At 67.0% G+C, this 17812-nt stretch carries 14 protein-coding genes and 2 rRNA genes (1 of these 16 only partly in view); 5 read left to right on the forward strand and 11 right to left on the reverse strand.

Annotated elements, in window-relative coordinates:
* The 3 genes from OG714_RS27225 to OG714_RS27235 all read left to right on the forward strand — a co-directional run.
* Nucleotides 1–2510 (forward strand): 23S ribosomal RNA (locus tag OG714_RS27225); it begins 613 nt to the left of the window's first position.
* A gap of 106 nt (nt 2511–2616) precedes the next feature.
* A 5S ribosomal RNA gene (gene rrf / locus OG714_RS27230) occupies nt 2617–2733 on the forward strand.
* 80 nt (nt 2734–2813) lie between these two features.
* Complete coding sequence (locus OG714_RS27235; protein WP_406131967.1) at nt 2814–3359, forward strand: GNAT family N-acetyltransferase; 546 nt, start codon at nt 2814–2816, stop codon at nt 3357–3359.
* A gap of 36 nt (nt 3360–3395) precedes the next feature.
* Here OG714_RS27235 and OG714_RS27240 read toward each other — a convergent pair whose 3' ends face one another.
* The 9 genes from OG714_RS27240 to OG714_RS27280 all read right to left on the reverse strand — a co-directional run bounded on the left by OG714_RS27240 (nt 3396) and on the right by OG714_RS27280 (nt 14978).
* Nucleotides 3396–4844, reverse strand: a complete 1449-nt coding sequence (locus OG714_RS27240; protein ID WP_406124804.1) for a type IV secretory system conjugative DNA transfer family protein — start codon at nt 4842–4844, stop codon at nt 3396–3398.
* 16 nt (nt 4845–4860) lie between these two features.
* The gene (locus tag OG714_RS27245) at nt 4861–6294 is read right to left on the reverse strand and encodes an ATP-binding protein (RefSeq protein WP_393752831.1); all 1434 of its coding nucleotides are present in this window, start codon (nt 6292–6294) and stop codon (nt 4861–4863) included.
* Between the two features lie 7 nt (nt 6295–6301).
* A complete protein-coding gene (locus OG714_RS27250) occupies nt 6302–7861 on the reverse strand; it encodes an SCO6880 family protein (RefSeq protein ID WP_406124806.1) in 1560 nt (519 codons plus the stop codon).
* Entirely contained in the window at nt 7858–9180 is a 1323-nt protein-coding gene (locus OG714_RS27255; RefSeq protein ID WP_406124807.1) for a hypothetical protein, read from the reverse strand. Before OG714_RS27255 ends, OG714_RS27250 begins: the two co-directional genes overlap by 4 nt.
* Nucleotides 9170–10015, reverse strand: coding sequence for a hypothetical protein (locus OG714_RS27260; protein WP_406124809.1), 846 nt, complete (start codon nt 10013–10015; stop codon nt 9170–9172). The genes OG714_RS27255 and OG714_RS27260 overlap by 11 nt, the downstream gene beginning before the upstream one ends.
* 165 nt (nt 10016–10180) lie before the next feature.
* Nucleotides 10181–10489 carry a hypothetical protein gene (locus tag OG714_RS27265; protein WP_033281366.1) on the reverse strand — a complete coding sequence of 103 codons (309 nt, stop codon included), beginning with the start codon at nt 10487–10489 and terminating at the stop codon, nt 10181–10183.
* 372 nt (nt 10490–10861) lie between these two features.
* A complete protein-coding gene (locus tag OG714_RS27270; protein ID WP_406124810.1) occupies nt 10862–12175 on the reverse strand; it encodes a peptidase S8 in 1314 nt (437 codons plus the stop codon).
* Between the two features lie 394 nt (nt 12176–12569).
* Nucleotides 12570–13931 (reverse strand): peptidase S8, encoded by a 1362-nt coding sequence (locus OG714_RS27275; RefSeq protein WP_406124812.1) that lies wholly within the window; start codon nt 13929–13931, stop codon nt 12570–12572.
* Between the two features lie 447 nt (nt 13932–14378).
* Nucleotides 14379–14978: a TetR/AcrR family transcriptional regulator gene (locus OG714_RS27280; RefSeq protein ID WP_406124814.1), complete on the reverse strand. Its 600-nt coding sequence runs from the start codon at nt 14976–14978 to the stop codon at nt 14379–14381.
* 99 nt (nt 14979–15077) lie between these two features.
* Here OG714_RS27280 and OG714_RS27285 point away from each other — a divergent pair, with 99 nt between their 5' ends.
* On the forward strand, nt 15078–16022 hold the full coding sequence (locus tag OG714_RS27285; protein WP_406124816.1) for an oxidoreductase: 945 nt from the start codon (nt 15078–15080) through the stop codon (nt 16020–16022).
* On the opposite strand, the gene OG714_RS27290 is transcribed toward OG714_RS27285, so the two are convergent.
* Both OG714_RS27290 and OG714_RS27295 read right to left on the reverse strand, forming a co-directional pair.
* Complete coding sequence (locus OG714_RS27290) at nt 16019–16402, reverse strand: VOC family protein (protein ID WP_406124818.1); 384 nt, start codon at nt 16400–16402, stop codon at nt 16019–16021. The genes OG714_RS27285 and OG714_RS27290 overlap by 4 nt on opposite strands.
* The gene (locus tag OG714_RS27295) at nt 16395–16700 is read right to left on the reverse strand and encodes a DUF397 domain-containing protein (RefSeq protein WP_406124819.1); all 306 of its coding nucleotides are present in this window, start codon (nt 16698–16700) and stop codon (nt 16395–16397) included. The genes OG714_RS27290 and OG714_RS27295 overlap by 8 nt, the downstream gene beginning before the upstream one ends.
* Before the next feature lie 188 nt (nt 16701–16888).
* On the opposite strand from OG714_RS27295, the gene OG714_RS27300 reads away from it, so the two are divergent.
* Nucleotides 16889–17674: a trypsin-like serine peptidase gene (locus tag OG714_RS27300; RefSeq protein ID WP_406124821.1), complete on the forward strand. Its 786-nt coding sequence runs from the start codon at nt 16889–16891 to the stop codon at nt 17672–17674.
* The last annotated feature ends 138 nt before the right edge of the window (nt 17675–17812 follow it).

Genomic DNA, 17812 nt, shown 5'->3' on the forward strand with positions numbered 1-17812 from the left:
AAGCCGTGGGAGCGTCGCGTTGCATGCTTGCATGCAACGTCGTGACTGCGTGCCTTTTGAAGAATGAGCCTGCGAGTTTGCGGTGTGTTGCGAGGTTAACCCGTGTGGGGAAGCCGTAGCGAAAGCGAGTCCGAATAGGGCGATTTAGTAGCGCGCTCAAGACCCGAAGCGGAGTGATCTAGCCATGGGCAGGTTGAAGCGGAGGTAAGACTTCGTGGAGGACCGAACCCACCAGGGTTGAAAACCTGGGGGATGACCTGTGGTTAGGGGTGAAAGGCCAATCAAACTCCGTGATAGCTGGTTCTCCCCGAAATGCATTTAGGTGCAGCGTCGTGTGTTTCTTGCCGGAGGTAGAGCACTGGATAGGCGATGGGCCCTACCGGGTTACTGACCTTAGCCAAACTCCGAATGCCGGTAAGTGAGAGCACGGCAGTGAGACTGTGGGGGATAAGCTCCATGGTCGAGAGGGAAACAGCCCAGAGCATCGACTAAGGCCCCTAAGCGTACGCTAAGTGGGAAAGGATGTGGAGTCGCAGAGACAACCAGGAGGTTGGCTTAGAAGCAGCCACCCTTGAAAGAGTGCGTAATAGCTCACTGGTCTAGTGATTCCGCGCCGACAATGTAGCGGGGCTCAAGCGTACCGCCGAAGTCGTGTCATTCCAGTAATAGGGCCAACGCCTGCTGGGATGGGTAGGGGAGCGTCGTGTGCCGGGTGAAGCTGCAGCGGAAGCTAGTGGTGGACGGTTCACGAGTGAGAATGCAGGCATGAGTAGCGATACACACGTGAGAAACGTGTGCGCCGATTGACTAAGGGTTCCTGGGTCAAGCTGATCTGCCCAGGGTAAGTCGGGACCTAAGGCGAGGCCGACAGGCGTAGTCGATGGATAACCGGTTGATATTCCGGTACCCGCTGTGAAGCGTCAAACATCGAGCATCGTGATGCTAAGGCCGTGAAGCCGTTCCGGACCCTTCGGGGAATGGAAAGTGGTGGAGCCGCCGGCCCAAGCGGTTAGTAGGTGAGTGATGGGGTGACGCAGGAAGGTAGTCCATCCCGGGCGGTGGTTGTCCCGGGGTAAGGGTGTAGGACGTGGTCTAGGCAAATCCGGATCACACATAGTCTGAGACCTGATGCCGAGCCGATTGTGGTGAAGTGGATGATCCTATGCTGTCGAGAAAAGCCTCTAGCGAGTTTCATGGCGGCCCGTACCCTAAACCGACTCAGGTGGTCAGGTAGAGAATACCGAGGCGTTCGGGTGAACTATGGTTAAGGAACTCGGCAAAATGCCCCCGTAACTTCGGGAGAAGGGGGGCCATCACTGGTGATCGGATTTACTCCGTGAGCTGGGGGTGGCCGCAGAGACCAGCGAGAAGCGACTGTTTACTAAAAACACAGGTCCGTGCGAAGCCGTAAGGCGATGTATACGGACTGACGCCTGCCCGGTGCTGGAACGTTAAGGGGACCGGTTAGTCACTCTTCGGGGTGGCGAAGCTGAGAACTTAAGCGCCAGTAAACGGCGGTGGTAACTATAACCATCCTAAGGTAGCGAAATTCCTTGTCGGGTAAGTTCCGACCTGCACGAATGGCGTAACGACTTCTCGACTGTCTCAACCATAGGCCCGGTGAAATTGCACTACGAGTAAAGATGCTCGTTTCGCGCAGCAGGACGGAAAGACCCCGGGACCTTTACTACAGTTTGATATTGGTGTTCGGTTCGGCTTGTGTAGGATAGCTGGGAGACTGTGAACTCTGGACGCCAGTTCAGGGGGAGTCGTCGTTGAAATACCAGTCTGGTCGTGCTGGATGTCTAACCTGGGTCCGTGATCCGGATCAGGGACAGTGTCTGATGGGTAGTTTAACTGGGGCGGTTGCCTCCTAAAGAGTAACGGAGGCGCCCAAAGGTTCCCTCAGCCTGGTTGGCAATCAGGTGTTGAGTGTAAGTGCACAAGGGAGCTTGACTGTGAGACCGACGGGTCGAGCAGGGACGAAAGTCGGGACTAGTGATCCGGCGGTGGCTTGTGGAAGCGCCGTCGCTCAACGGATAAAAGGTACCCCGGGGATAACAGGCTGATCTTCCCCAAGAGTCCATATCGACGGGATGGTTTGGCACCTCGATGTCGGCTCGTCGCATCCTGGGGCTGGAGTCGGTCCCAAGGGTTGGGCTGTTCGCCCATTAAAGCGGTACGCGAGCTGGGTTTAGAACGTCGTGAGACAGTTCGGTCCCTATCCGCTGCGCGCGCAGGAACATTGAGAAGGGCTGTCCCTAGTACGAGAGGACCGGGACGGACGAACCTCTGGTGTGCCAGTTGTTCTGCCAAGGGCATGGCTGGTTGGCTACGTTCGGGAGGGATAACCGCTGAAAGCATCTAAGCGGGAAGCCTGCTTCGAGATGAGTGTTCCCACCCCCTTGAGGGGTTAAGGCTCCCAGTAGACGACTGGGTTGATAGGCCGGATCTGGAAGGCGGGTAACCGCTGGAGGTGACCGGTACTAATAGGCCGAGGGCTTGTCCTCAGTTGCTCGCGTCCACTGTGTTAGTTCTGAGACAACGAACAGTTGTCGGCTAGAGCTTGAACCACACAACAGAAAAGTGTGCTTGTTCGCTCGAAACCATTAGGGTTTCGGTGGTCATAGCGTGAGGGAAACGCCCGGTTACATTCCGAACCCGGAAGCTAAGCCTTACAGCGCCGATGGTACTGCAGGGGGGACCCTGTGGGAGAGTAGGACGCCGCCGAACAAATATTGCGAAAACCCCTGTACCGTTTATTCGGTACAGGGGTTTTCTGCGTTTCGGCTACGGTGGCTATCGTGGCTGATATGAACTACAAGATCCGTTCGATACGCGCCGACGAGTGGGCCGCGGCGAAGGAGCTGCGGCTCGTCGCCCTGCAGGATCCCGTCGCGCACCTTGCCTTCCTGGAGACCTACGACGCGGCGCTGGCCCAACCGGACTCCTTCTACCAGGAGCGGGCCGTAGGGGCCGCTGAAGGTGCTGAAAAGGCTCAGCAGGTCATTGCCGAGGGGCCGGACGGGGAGTGGGTCGGTACGGCGACGGTGCTTCTTGAGGAGGCCGGGACGGTCGACTGGGCCGGCTATCCGGTCGAGCGGAAGCAGGGGCACATCGTCGGGGTGTTCGTGCGGTCGGAGGTCCGGGGCATCGGGCTGACCGAGGTGCTCTTCGACGCGGCTCTGGAGTGGGCCTGGGGGCGCGGGGTCGAGCGGGTGCGGCTCATCGTGCACGAGGACAACGAGCGGGCCCGGCGCTTCTACGGCAAGATCGGCTTCGTCCCCACGGGCGTCGTCGTGCCGTTGGGCGAGAACGCGGACGAGCGTGAGCTGGAGATGGTGGTCGAGCGGCCGTAGTCGTAGCCGCAGCTGGAGGCGCCGCAAGTCCCGTTGCTAGACCGGTAGTTCGTGGTGGGGCCAGCGGGCCCTGGCCTGTTCTCTGGAGCGGAGCAGGGCCAGGGTCGGCAGGCCTCGGTCCGCGCCCGTGGCGAGGAGCTCCGGGAGTTGGGGGAGCGGGGCCACGGCGGCGACGTCGTCCAGGACAAGCGTCATTGGTGGGTCGAGGCGACCGGCCGATGACCGTTCGGCCATGTGCCGGCCGCGCTCGACCACGCTTGATGCGAGGGCGGTGAGGAGAGGCATCGCGCCCGGGTTCGTACGGGGGTCCTCGATGGATTCACCGACCAGATAAAGCGTGCCCCCTTCGTTCACGAAGGAATCCAAGGAGAGGGCGTCAGTTCTGTTGGGCGTGCAGGCTTCGCGGATGTTGACCGTGAAGAGGGAGGAGAGCGCGCGGGTCGTCAACTCCTGCGCGATGTCCCGGCGTTCGGGGTGGGATGTGAGTGCGGCTTCGAGTTCGCCTGCCGCGCCGGGGGCTGCCTTGGGGTTGGTGCGGAGGATTCTTACCGCGTCCTGGATCTGGGTGCCCTGGGACCAGCGGTGGACGTGGCGGATGGTGCGGCCGTCGATCGCGGCGGCGTGCAGGTAGCTGCGGAGGAGCGTTTCGGCTGTGTCCGCCACCGCCTGGTCGATTTTCGCCGTGGGTCTTACCGGGGTGAGGAGGGCGGCGGCTCGTTGTACCGCTGTTGGTTTGTCCTCGCAGCCCGTGGTGGGGGACCAGTGGAGGCGGGCCGGGGTGTCGCAGAGGTGGGTGGGGTCGTAGAGGAGGACCGGGCCCAGTTTGGCTCTGGCGTCCTTGGTGTCCTGCCAGACCGTCTTGTTCGACGTGACTACCAGGGCTGGGCCTTCTGCGTCTCGTACGGCCTGGGTGGCTGTGGTCTGGCGGCTTTCCGCCGTCGCCAGAAAGACCTTTTCCCACCCGCTCACCCGTTCGCCGTTGGACGGAGAAGTCCCGAAGTGCGGTGCAGGGGGCGCCTGTTCAAGGACGACCGTCGGCTGCGGTTGTTGTTGTGGTTCCGGGCGCTGTATCGGTACCTCCTGGGGCTCCGGTGAGGGCGGGACCACCAGGCTCTTCGCCCGTGTTCTCGCCCGTACCGCCCGCCATCTCGCCAGGGTGCCCATCACGAACACCGTCAGGACGACCAGGATCATCAACTCGCCGATGAACAGGCCCCAGAAGAGGCCGTAGCCGGAGAACTCGGCGGGTGGGGACTGCGGCCAGGCGCCGGTGATGTCGTGGGGCTGGGCGATCAGGTGGCGCATGGCCATCGGGGTGCGGGCGAAGGTCACGCCGGTCGGCCAGCTGCCCTTGGAGAACAGGGCCGCCAGGCCGGCGGCCGACCACACCAGCAGGGTCATGCCGAGGAGGAACGCGAGCAGGCCCACCAACAGGCCGTCGGGGATGCCCCCTTGGCGCTCGCGTCCACCGTCGTCCGGTCTCATGTCATGCCACCGCCGTTCACGCCACCGTGGACTCGGAGGAGCCGTCGAGATCGCTCAACTGCTGTTCCATGAAGGCCGCCGCGCGTTCCTCCGCCTCCAACTCGGCGGCGCGCAGGGCGTCGTCGGTCAGTTCCTGGTCGTGGTCGCGGGAGGACTGGGTCATCGCGCGGTCGGTGAAGACGAGGGGGCGTTCCGTCTCGGTGATCAGGTGTTTGACCACCTGGACGTTGCCGTTGACGTCCCAGACCGCGATGCCGGGGGTGAGGGTGGGGATGATCTCCACCGCCCAGCGTGGCAGGCCCAACACCCGCCCGGTTGCTCGGGCTTCGTCCGCCTTCTGGGCGTAGATCGTTCGCGTCGACGCCATTTTCAGGATCGCCGCTGCCTCCTTCGCCGCGGCTCCGTCGACGACGTCCGACAGGTGGTGGACCACCGCGACGAACGACAGACCCAGCCGTCGGCCGAACTTCAGCAGGCGCTGGAAGAGTTGGGCCACGAAGGGACTGTTGATGATGTGCCAGGCCTCCTCGACCAGGAAGATGCGCTTCTTCCGGTCGGGGCGGATCCAGGTGTGTTCCAGCCAGACGCCGACGATCGCCATCAGGATGGGCATGGCGATGGAGTTGCGGTCGATGTGGGACAGGTCGAAGACGATGAGGGGGGCGTCGAGGTCGATGCCCACCGTCGTCGGGCCGTCGAACATGCCGCGGAGGTCGCCGTCGACGAGGCGGTCGATGACGAGTGCCACGTCCAGGCCCCAGGCCCGTACGTCGTCTATGGCGACGTTCATCGCCTCGGCCGACTCCGGTTCGGGGTGGCGTAGTTGCTCGACGATGTCCATGAGGACCGGCTGGCGTTCGACGATCGTCTCGTTGACGTAGGCGTGCGCGACCTTCAGGGCGAAGCCGGAGCGTTCGTCGAGGCCGTGGCCCATCGCCACCTCGATGATGGTGCGGAGCAGCGCGAGCTGGCCCGTGGTGGTGATCGCCGGGTCGAGGGGGTTGAGGCGGATCCCCATGTCCAGGGCGGCAGTTGGGTCCAGGCGGATAGGAGTTATTCCCAACTCCTCCGCGATCAGGTTCCATTCGCCGACGCCGTCCTCGCCCTGGGCGTCCAGGACGACCACCTGGCGGTCGCGGAAGCGCAGTTGTCGTAGGACGTACGTCTTCTCCAGGGCCGACTTGCCGTTGCCCGACTCGCCCAGCACCAGCCAGTGAGGGGCGGGGAGTTGCTGGCCGTAGAGCTGGAAGGGGTCGTAGATGTAGCCCTTGCCGGAGTAGACCTCGCGGCCGATGATGACGCCCGAGTCGCCGAGGCCGGGGGCGGCCGTCGGCAGGTAGACCGCCTGGGCCTGGCCCGTCGAGGTGCGGACGGGGAGTCGGGTGGACTCGATCTTTCCGAAGAGGAAGGACGTGAAGGCGTCGGTGAGGACGGACAGCGGATCCCGCATCTGAGCCCTACCTCCGGATGCCGGTGGCGAACGGCAGTGTGTTCACAAACGCGCGGTGGTGCTCGCGGTCGCACCACTCCAGCTTCAGATACGACTTGCCGGCGGACGCCCTTATCGTGCGCTTGTCGCGCGCGAGGGCCTCGGGGTTGCGGGAGGAGACGGTGATGTAGCCGACCAGGTTCACGCCGGCCGCGCCGCTCGCCAGATCCTCGCCGCGCTGGTCCATGCGGCCGTGGGCGGCGACGTCGCGGGGGTCGACGGTGCGGTTCATCTTGGCGGCGCGGGAGGCGTCGGCCTCGTCGTTCGTCTTCTCGGTCAGCATGCGCTCGATGGCGATCTCGGTGGGTTCGAGGTCCATCGTGACGGCGACCGTGCGGATCACGTCCGGGGTGTGAACCAGCAGCGGGGCAAGGAAGTTGACGCCCACCGGGGTCATCGGCCACTCCTTCACCCAGGCCGTGGCGTGGCACCACGGTTCGCGGGTCGACGACTCACGGGTCTTCGCCTGGAGGAACGTCGGTTCCATGGCGTCGAGTTCGGCCGGCCAGGCGTTGCGCTTCGTCATCGCCTGGAGGTGGTCGATGGAGTGGTCCGGGTCGTACATGGAGTGGATGAGCGAGGCGAGCCGGCCCTGCCCGAGCGGCTGCCGTACGCGGATGTCCGCCTCCTGCAACCGCGAGCAGATGTCGGTGAGTTCGCGCGCCATGACGACCGCGAGACCTGCGTCCCGGTCGAGCTTGCGGCCCGCGTGGGGGCGCGAGGCGCGGGCCATCGCGTGGGCCTCGGCGGAGAGTTCGCGGTTGAAGTGCATGCAGGCGACGAGATAGGCGCGGTGCTGCTCGCTGCTGGTGGACACCATCGACTGGAGCTGGTCGTACGACTGTTGCAGCCAGCTCAGTGACTTCTCGTCGCCGCGCTGGGCGACGTCCTTGGCGTGCGCGTCCGGGTCGGCGGGGAGCGTGCGGGCGAGCATCTGGATGCGGGTGACGAAGCCGTCGCCGTTCGCCACGTGCTTGAGGAGCGTGCCGAAGCGGTCGACGAGGGCCTCCTGGTCCTCGCTGTCGCGCAGGCCGACGCCCGGGCCCTCGATCTCGATCGCCGCGGTGACCGTACGGCGGTCGGCGTGCAGCAGTACGGCGATCTCGTCCGGGCCGAAGGGGGCGGCCAGCCAGTTGATCCGGCCGATCCCGGGCGGCGGGCCGATCTCGACCTCGCGTCCGTCGAGGTGGACGCCGGCCTCCATGACGGAGGAGCGGTACGTCGTGCCGTTGCGCAGGGTTCGCTTGTAACTGCGGTTGATCTCGAACCACTTGTAGAACGTACGGCGCTTGTACGGCACGTAGACCGCCATCAGCGCCAGCATCGGGAAGCCCGTCAGCAGCACGATGCGCAGGGACAGGACGGGGACGAGGAGTCCGCTCATCATGCCGAGGAACGCGCCCACGATGATGAGCGCGATCTCGCCGGTCTCGCGATTCTTGCCGACGATCGCGTTCGGCCGGGCACGGCCGATGAGATAAGTCCGGCGGGGCGTGATCGGATGGGACAGGTGGGACTCTGTCGTCAACGCCCTTCACCTCCCGTGCGGTTGTTGCGGGCGTTGCTGGCGTGCGGGGTGTTCGCCGGGCTCTGGCGGGGTGCGGGCGCGGCGGAGGGGACGGCTCCGCCGCCGCCGCTCGACGGGCGGCTGCTGTGGGCCGCGACGCCGCCGGAGACCGGGTTGGACGGGCGGGCGCCCCCGCCGGACGAGGACTGGCCGCCCCCTCCGTCGTTCGTGCGGGCGCTGTGGGTCTTGATGCCCTGGGCGACCATGGTCGCCGGGGAGCTGATGACCGCGGCGGCCTTGCCCTCGGCGCCCTGCATGATGCGGTTGCTGCGGCTGCCGGCGATCTCGTCGCCGAAGCCGGGGACGAAGCGGTAGATCATCGCGCTGGCGAAGATGGCGAGCAGGATGATGGCGAGGCCGGAGACGACGGCGGAGAACGAGTCCGGGCCGTCGGCGGTGGACAGCGCGCCGGCCAGGCCCAGCACGATCACGATGACCGGTTTCACCAGGATCACCGCGATCATGATGCCGGCCCAGCGGCGGACGTGGCCCCAGAGGTTCTTGTCGACGAGGCCCGCGTAGACGACGGTGCCGAGGAGGGCGCCGACGTAGAGGAGGGCGGCGCGGATGACGAGCTCCAGCCAGAGGATGCCGGCGGCGAGGATGCTGACCAGGGAGACGACGATCAGCATGATCGGGCCGCCGCCGATGTTGTTGCCCTTGGCCAGGGCGCCCGAGAAGTTGCCGAAGAAGGTGTCCGTCTGGTTGCCGGTGGTTTTCGCGAGGACCTCTGTGATGCCGTCGGTGGCGGAGACGACCGTGTAAAGGATCAGGGGGGTGAACGCGGAGGCGATGACCGTCAGCCAGAGGAAGCCGATGGCTTCGGAGATCGCGGTGGTGAGAGGGACGCCTCGTACCGCGCGCTTGGCTACCGCGAGCAGCCACAGGAGGAGGGTGAGGATCGTGGACGCGGCGAAGACGACGGCGTACTGCTGAAGGAACCTGGGGTTCGTGAAGTCGACGTTCGCCGTCTCTTTGACGGCGTCGCTGAGTTTGTCGATGGTCCAGGAGGCGGCTTCGGCGCAGCCCTTTCCTAGGGAGGAGAGGGGGTCGAGGGTGTCGGTGACGCCGGGGTTGGTGGTGGTGCTGTTCTCGTTGCCGCGTTCGCAGTACTTCTTGGCCTCGCCGACGATGAGTTTGCAGGAATCGGCGCTCTTGGACGGCGAGGGCGACGGGCTGGGCGTCGCGGCCACGGCATGGGTGGCCAGCAGGACGAGCGACGTCTGTACGGCGGTCACGGCTCCGGCGAGCCTGAGCACGCGTTGCGGGTTACCGGGCATACGTGAACCCTCCGTACTCGTCGATGGCCTTGCTGATCTCGTCCGAGGTGGCGGCCGTGTCGTCGCCGGGTACCGGGGCCGGGCCGTCCTTCTGGGAGTCCGTGACGATCTTCCAGTCGCCGTTGGACCACTGGAGGTCGAAGGTCCAGGTCTTCCACGAGGTGGTCACGGGGTCGGTCGAGGTCTGTCCGGACATGCCGATGAGCCCCACGTACCAGACCGCGACCTTCGCGTCGTTGTCGCTGTACTGCTGGACCGTCGTGCCCACGGGGATCACGCGGGAGACGAACGTGCTGCCGGTGGGTGCGTTGCCGTTGGCGTCGAGGCCCAACTTGCCGAGGAAGTCGGTCGAGTAGGCCTGGTCCATCGGACCCGTCAGTTTGCTCGCGGCACCGGACGTGTAGAGGGAGTTCACGAGCGAGTGCCGGATCTCCTTCTGGAACATGCCGGTGGAGCCCAGCGCCACCGAGTAGTTCGCCGCCGCCGACTGCGCGCCTTGTTCGGTACGCGCGAACCCCGACGGAATCCCCCCGGTCTTCGACTCCACCGGCTTCGTTCCGGTCGCTGTCGTCGGTGCGGTTTCCGGCTTCGAACCGCTCGACGTGCTGGTGTCGTTGGACGAGGACGTGCCGTCGCCGCGGTTGGCGAAGGCGATGGCGGCGATGAGGAGGACGACTACTCCGACGACCGTCACCAGGCTTTTCGAGGAGGACGATCTGCCGCCGCGGCGGGCGCCGCCGTAGATGTCGCCGCCGGTGCCCTGCGGCAGGCGGGTGCGGGTCTGGCCGGTGCCGCCGTAACCGCCGGAGGTCTCGTGCTCGTCTCCGGGACTCATGCCGGGTACGCCCCTTCGCCGTCGTCCAGAAACATCTGGAAGTACGACGGTAGCCGTGCTGGTTCCCGCGCGGGCGCGGAGTGGTGACTCGACATCAGGGAAACGCAACCTCAGCCGGTGGGCACGACGGGCGGGTGGGTGGGGAGAGGGACTGGCCGGGCTCGGCTATACGGCCATGCCGTACACGATCGTGAAGAGGGTGCCGAGGGAGCCGATGATGAAGACGCCGGTCAGGCCGGCGACGATGAGTCCCTTGCCCTGTTCCGCGCTGAACGTGTCGCGGAGCGCCGTGGCGCCGATGCGCTGTTTGGCCGCACCCCATACGGCGATACCGAGGCAGAGCAGGATGGCGACCGCCATCACGACCTCGATCATCACCTTCGCCTCGTTGCCCAGGCTGCCGAAGGGGCCCCAGTCCGGAGCGATCCCCCCGATGATGGTGTTGATGTCTCCCTTGTCGGCCGCAGAGAGCATGTAAGTCACCGCCCCTGATGGGTAGTTCCGCATCCCCTGCAGGTGCGCAGAGGTCAGGCATCATTGTCGCCGACAAAGGCGCCGTGCGATGTCGACTTGGCGTCATTGATTGGCGGGTTTCGTACGAATACCTCGTACGGTCACTCTGTGTATCACGGTAGGTAACGCCGGGCAACGAGGCCGGGGCGGAACCTGTCCGTGGTTTGGTCGTTAGCCCCTGATTACTGGATTTGGTTCGTGTTGATGTTCTCATGATGAACGGGCCGCGGCTGGATGCCGCGGCCCGTTCTCTCGTGCCACGTGTGGCCCCCACGACCCACGGTGGCATGACATGTGACTGAGGATCAGATCAGGGTGGGGGGCAGATCACCGTCAGTTGGTGAAGGCCGTGACGCCCTCCGGGGTGCCCCAGCCGGTCGGGCCGTCGTAGCCGGTCTCGGCGGTGCAGAAGTACGCCGTGGAGCAGGAGCCGTTGTAGCCGCTGGTCACGTCGTTGAGGGACGAGGTGCCGGCGTAGTCGTAGGGGTACTGCGCCGGGTAGGTGCCGCTGGCCGGGGTGCCGGCGAGGGCGTAGACACCCGCGATGATCGGGGCGGAGACGCTGGTGCCGCCGAAGGTGTACCAGCCGGCGGTGACGCCGTAGGAGTCGTAGACGGAGACGCCGGTGGCGGGGTCGGCGACGGCGGAGACGTCGGACTCCATGCGCTTGGTGCAGCCGGTGTCGGTCTGCCAGCTGGGCTTGGCGTCGTAGGAGGAGCAGCCGGAGCCGGTGCCCTCGGTGCTGGAGGTGCGCCAGACGGCCTCGGTCCAGCCGCGGGTGGTGGAGGAGGTGGAGAGCTTGGTGCCGCCGACCGCCGTCACGTACTGGGACGTTGCCGGGTACTCGGCGCCGTAGGCGCTGTCACCGGAGGAGACGGTGATGGCGACGCCCGCGTGCTTGTAGTACGAGGTGTCGTACGTCGTCTGCGAGGAGGACTCGGAGCCGCCGTAGGAGTTCGAGACGAACTTGGCGCCCAGGGTCACGGCCTCGTTCTCGGCGGTGCCGAGGTTGGCGTAGCTGGCGCTGGTGGCCTCGACGAGGGTGATGTTGCAGAGCGGGCAGATCGCGCTCGCCATGTCGAGGTCGAGGGAGATCTCCTCGGACCAACCGGCGTCGCTGGTGGGCAGGGACGTCGTGGAGCCGGTCTGACTGACCTTCTTGAAGCAGCCGTTGGCCGTCGTGCAGGCCGAAAGGCCGTAGTACGAACGGTAGGTGGCGAGGTCGGCCTCGGCGTTCGGGTCGTTGTACGCGTCGACGATCGCGATCGTCTCGCCGGAGCCGTTGGAGGCGGCGGCGGAGGTCAGGCCGTAGGCGGACCGGAGGTTGGTCGGGCTGTAGCCGGAGGGGGTCGACGCGTCGGCCGCCTTGGGGGTGACGCCGGTCTTCGCGGCCTGCATCTTCTGGAAGGCGGTGAGGCCGCCGGTGACGCGGTAGGACTTGCAGGTGAGGTCGCCCGTGTGCTTGGGGGTCGCACAGGGGGTGGCGGCGTACGTCACCTTCGTGGAGGTGGTGGCGCTCGCCGCGGCGTCGGCCTGTACGGCGGTGCCGAGGCCGGTGAAGACGAGTGCGGCCGTGGCTATGACGACGGACCCTGTGCGGCGCCATCTACCGTGCGTGTGGGGGGAGTCGGGGGTCGTGGTACGCAAGGTGCAGCCTCCTGAGTCGGTGGAACAGGGGCGGTGCGGGTGCGTGTCGCCGGTGCGGTTTCGCCGGCGGTGGGGGGCGGCCCGCGATGACGATCCCTTGTTGAGTACGCGACAACAAGAGGCTGCTGGAATCCTGACCTCCGTATTGCCGAACGGGGTCTGGGCCTTACTTTCCGATGGCCGTCCGATGGCCAGGGAGTGGCTCCCGCTTGACCCAACTCACAGTATTTCCATGGTGTTTCCACTGGTCACGCAGTCGCTTAGCACATGGCGAACGGGCCGCGGCTGGTTGCCGCGGCCCGTTGCCACTTGCTCCGCCGAGGGGACCCCACGTCCCCCTCTGCCGGCGGCTCCCCGTGACCCGACGGGGAGGTTCTTGCGGAGTGGAGTGCGGTCAGCCGGTGAAGGCGGACACGCCCTCCGGGGTGCCCCAGCCGGTCGGGCCGTCGTAGCCCGACTTCGCGGTGCAGAAGTAACTCGTCGAGCAGGTGCCGTTGTTGCCGCTCGTCACGTCGTTCAGGGCGGAGGTGCCGGCCGCGGCGTACGGGTACGAGGCCGGGTAGTCGCTGGTGCCCGGGGTGCCGGCGAGGGCGTAGACCGAGGCGATGATCGGGGACGAGGCGCTGGTGCCGCCGTAGGTGCCCCAGCCGGTGCCGTCGTCGCCGTAGGTGTCGTAGACCGAGACGCCCGTGGCGGGGTCGGCGACGGCGGAGACGTCGGAGATCATGCGCTTGGTGCAGCCGGTGTCGGTCTGCCAGGTGGGCTTCGCGTCGTACGCGGAGCAGCCGGAGCCGGTGCCCTCGGTGCTGCTGGTCTTCCAGACGCTCTCGGTCCAGCCGCGGCTGTTCGAGGAGGTCTTGAGGGCGGTGCCGCCGACCGAGGTGACGTACCGCGAGCCGGCCGGGTACTCGGCGCCGTAGGCCTCGTCGCCCGCGCTCGCGGTGATGGCGACGCCCGCGTGCTTGTAGTACGAGGTGTCGTACGTCGTGTCGGAGGAGGACTCCGAGCCGCCGTAGGAGTTCGAGACGAACTTGGCGCCCAGCTTGACGGCCTCGTTCACCGCGGTGCCGAGGTTGGCGTCGCTCGCCGACTTGGCCTCGACCAGGAGGATGTTGCAGTTCGGGCAGGTCGCGCTGACCATGTCGAGGTCGAGGGACTCCTCACCGGCCCAGCCGCTGTCGGCGGTGGGGAGGGAGGTCGTCGAGCCGGTCTGGCTGACCTTGGTGAAGCAGCCGCTGGCGACCGTGCAGGCCGAGAGGCCGTAGTACGAGCGGTAGGTGGCGAGGTCGGCGGCGGCGTTCGGGTCGTCGTAGGCGTCGACGATCGCGACGGTCTCGCCGGAGCCGTTGTCGGCGGCCGCGTCGGCGAGGCCGTAGGCGGACTGGATGTCCGAGGGGCCGTAGCCGGTGGGGTCGTCCGAGGCGGCCTTCGGGGAGATGGTCTTGGGCGTGATGCCCTTCAGCGCGGCCTGCTTCTCCATGAAGGCGGTGGTGCCGCCGGTGACACGGAGGGCGTTACAGGCGGCGAAGCCCTTCTTCGGGGTGGCGCCGCAGGCGGCCTTCTCGTACTGCACGTGGGCCTTGGCGACCTGTGCGGCGATCGTCTTGGCGGTCGCCTTGTGGGGGGCTGTGGCGGCGCTCGCGTGGGCCGCGGTGCCGAGGCCGGCGATCAGGAGTGCGGCGGTCGCGGCGGCGGCGGAGCCGAGTCTGCGCCAGTTGCCGCGTATGTGGGGGGAATTGGGGGGTGACGTACGCAACGTACAGCCTCCAGAGAGAGGTGGGCAGAGGCCTGCGGGTGGGGGTCCACCGGTGAGGTTCCCGGTGGGGGCGGCGGCCCGCGATGACCATCTCTTGTTGAGTACGTGACAACAAGGAGGATTCCGGAACTCTGACTTCCGCGTTACTCAAGGGGGTTGGGGGATTGCTGATCAGTGGCGGCGGGATGGGGTGGGGATGGCCGGGGCTTGACTCTCTCCACGGGAACTTCACAGCGGGACGCGCGTTGACAAGCGGTGCGGGTGGGGTGGGGCCGGGTTGGGGGTGGGTGGCTTGGGTTGTGTGCGGGGTGCGGGTGGGTGGGGGCTTGTCGCGCAGTTCCCCGCGCCCCTGAGGGGTTGGGGTGGGGCGGGGTTAGGGGGTGCGGGTCGGTGCAGCCCGCGCCCCTGAGGGAGTTGCTGTGGCCGGCGTCAAGTGGTTGTCGTTCGCTACTCGTTCACGCGGGGTGTCAGGCCGTTCAGCAAGTGGTGGATCAGGGTGGGGAGGTCGGCGATCGCCGCCTCGGGGGTGAGGGTGCCCTGGGCCGCGAAGGAGGCCGTGCCGTGGAGGGCGGCGCCGATGACGAGGGCGATGGTCCAGGGGGCGCCGGGGATCATCTCGCCGCGTTCCTGGGCGTCGATGACTATCTGGACGAACTGGGTCGTCGTGCCGTCCACGGCCGCGCGGAGCTGCTCGGAGATGTCCGGGTCGTGCTTGCGGGAGTACATGACCTCCAGCAGCTCGGCGTTCGAGACCGCGAAGTGGACGTAGGTCCTGGCCAGTTCGGTGAGGCGGGCTTCCAGGGGCAGGTCGGGGCTGTCGGCGGCGGTCAGCTCCTCGGCCATGCGCTCGAAGCCGGTCAGGGCGAGGGCGTCGACCAGGGCCTGCTTGTCCTTGAAGTGGCGGCCGGGGGCGGCGTGGCTGACGCCGACGTCCCGGGCCAGTTCGCGCAGGGACAGTGCCGCGACCCCCTTCTCCAGCAGGGTGCGCTCCGCGCTCGCGAGCAGGGCGGAGCGCAGGTCTCCGTGGTGATAGGGGCGTACGGGCATGCGGACCATCGTATCCCGATGTTGGCGGCGCCAGCATTGTTGTCACCGTCACCATTGTTGTCATTGACAGCATTGTTGGCGTTGCCTACATTGAGAGGCATGGACAAGACGGACAGGACCATCAGCGGCACGGGTAAGAGCAAGAGCGAGAGCAAGTGGGACGCCGGGCGGATTTCCGATCTCTCCGGGCGTACCGCCGTCGTCACCGGTGCCAACAGCGGGATCGGTCTCGTGGCCGCCGCCGAGCTGGCCCGTGCGGGCGCGCATGTCGTGTTCGCCGTACGGGACCTGGAGCGGGGGCGGGCCGCGGCGGCCAAGGTGAGCGGGAGTACCGAGGTGCGGCGGCTGGACCTCGCGGATCTGGCGTCCGTGCGGGAGTTCGCCGAGGGGTGGGACGGGCCGCTGGATCTGCTGATCAACAACGCCGGCGTGATGATGCTCCCCGAGCGGCGGACGCGCGACGGCTTCGAGATGCAGTTCGGCACGAACCACCTGGGCCACTTCGCCCTGACGAACCTGCTGCTGCCGTACATCACCGACCGGGTGGTGACCGTCACGTCCGGCGCGCACCGGATGGGCGACCGCATCATCCACTTCGAGAACCTGAACCTGGACGGCATCTACAGCCCCCAGCGCGCGTACTCCCAGTCCAAGCTCGCCAACCTGCTCTTCGTCCTCGAACTCCAGCGCAGGCTCGCGGAGTCGGGCTCGCGCGTCCGCTCCCTGGCGGCCCACCCGGGCTGGGCTGCGACCAACCTCCAGAGCCATACGGCGAACCCGGTCTCGCGCGTGCTCATGGCCGTAGGCAACAAGGTCCTGGCCCAGGACGACAGGGGCGGCGCCCTGCCGACCCTGTACGCGGCGACGCAGGATCTTCCGGGCGCGAGCTACGTCGGCCCCAGCGGGCCGATGGAGATGCGCGGGGCGCCGACGCTGGTGGGGCGGACCGCGGCGGCGAGTGACGTGGCGGCGGCGGAGCGGCTGTGGGAGGCGTCGGAGGAGCTCACCGGGGCGGTGTTCCCGCTTGTGGGCGCCGCGAGCTAACTCCAGGTGCGCGCCTGGGCGTTGAACACGGCGGGGTCGCTGTGCACCGGCAGGACGCACAGCAGGTGGCCGCCGGGCGCGCGCAGTACCCGGCACTCCAGCCAGCGGGCGGTCTCGGTCGCGCCGAGGGCGAGCAGGCGGGCGGTCTCCGCCTCCACGTCGTCCGTTTCGATGTCGATGTGGAAGCGCGGGTTGGGGTCGTCGATGGACTGAACTGCCGTGACCAGGCCGGGGATCGCCTCGTGGAGCGTTGTGAACTGCTCCTCGCCGGGGACCGGTTCCGCCGGGGTGCCGAGTGCCGCCGACCAGAAGGCCGCCGCGGCGGCCGCCTCCGGGCCGGGGGTGTCGATCAGGAGGGCGTAGACGCGGCTTCTATGCATCTGGCCCGATTTCCTTGGTTTCCGGGGCTGTTGTGTCCGCCACGCCCGCCACGCCCGCCGCGTCCTCCACGCCCTCGACGAAGTGGTCGAACTCGCCTGCCTGTACGCCGAGTACGAAGGCGTCCCACTTGCGGCGGTTGGTGGTGACGACGTTCTCCGGGTCGCTGGTCTCGCGGATGTAGACCGGGGCCTCGCCGTCGTCGCCCTCACCGAAGGCGAGCTCGATCCAGGGCCCCGGGCCCGTCGCGTCCGGCGGGGCGGCTCGTTCCCAGGTGAGATCGGGGGGGATGTCAGACACGGGGTTTCCTTCGTCGGCTGCCGGGGAGACGTCGAGTATCGCGCAGGAGAGGCGGGAGGGACGGACGGACAGTACGGTGGACTGACCGCCGGACCGAGCGTCGACCGAAGCGCGAACGCGCTGTTCACAGGGAAATCTCAGTAAACGTCGACGTCCTTTCTCACCTTCGTGGGACAGAGTGGGGCCCGATGAAGCGCAGCTCACGCATCTCCCGTTCCGCTCGCCTCGCGGGCAACCGTAGGTACGCGCTGTTCGTCGCCGTGGTGACGCTGGCCCTTACCTCCGCGTCCGTGGCGACCGCCGACGACGGCCCCGGGCCCTTCGGCGTGACCACCGTGACCGAGGCGAGCAAACAGAGCGTGCGGGTCGGCGCCCTGTTCGGGGCGGCCCATGCCACCAGCCTCGTCGGCGGGCACCACTGCACCGCGTCCGTGGTGCACAGCGCCGGGCACAACCTCATCGTCAGCGCGGCCCACTGCCTGGACGGCGACCCCGGCGACGTCTTCGTGCCCGGCTACCGGGACGGCAGGGCGCCGTACGGGGTGTGGAAGATCGAGCAGCGGTTCCTGCCGGACGGGTGGTCCAAGGGGCAGGCCGAGGACAGCGACATCGGGTTCGCCACGCTCGTCGAGGTGGGCGGTAAGAACATCGAGGACGTGGTCGGCGCCGACCGGTTCACGACCGGGATGGCGACCGGGGCCACGGCGGTGACGATCACCGGGTATCCCTCCGCCACCGACCAGCCCATCAGCTGCACCAACAAGCCCACCCAGCACAGCAGCACCCAGCAGCGCATCGACTGCCCCGGTTTCACCGGCGGCACCAGCGGCAGTCCCTGGGTGAACGGGGACCAGCAGGTCGTGGGCGTCATCGGCGGGCACGAGCAGGGCGGACTGACGCCCGACATTTCGTACAGCGTCGTGTTCGGTAAAGAGGCGGCCGAGTTGTACAAGGACGCGACGACTGACCCGTAATAAGGAGCGGCACCAGGCTCCGTCGACGCGCTGAATACGCGTCAGATGTGGTGGAAGCACGGCGAAATGCCGCCACCCTGCCCCGAAATGGCCTTGAACAGGGCTGACATGGGGGAGGGTTGAGCCGTGCGAAAAGTA

Origin of the sequence: Streptomyces sp. NBC_00989 (assembly GCF_045162655.1) — a bacterium.
Classification (GTDB): Bacteria; Actinomycetota; Actinomycetes; order Streptomycetales; family Streptomycetaceae; genus Streptomyces.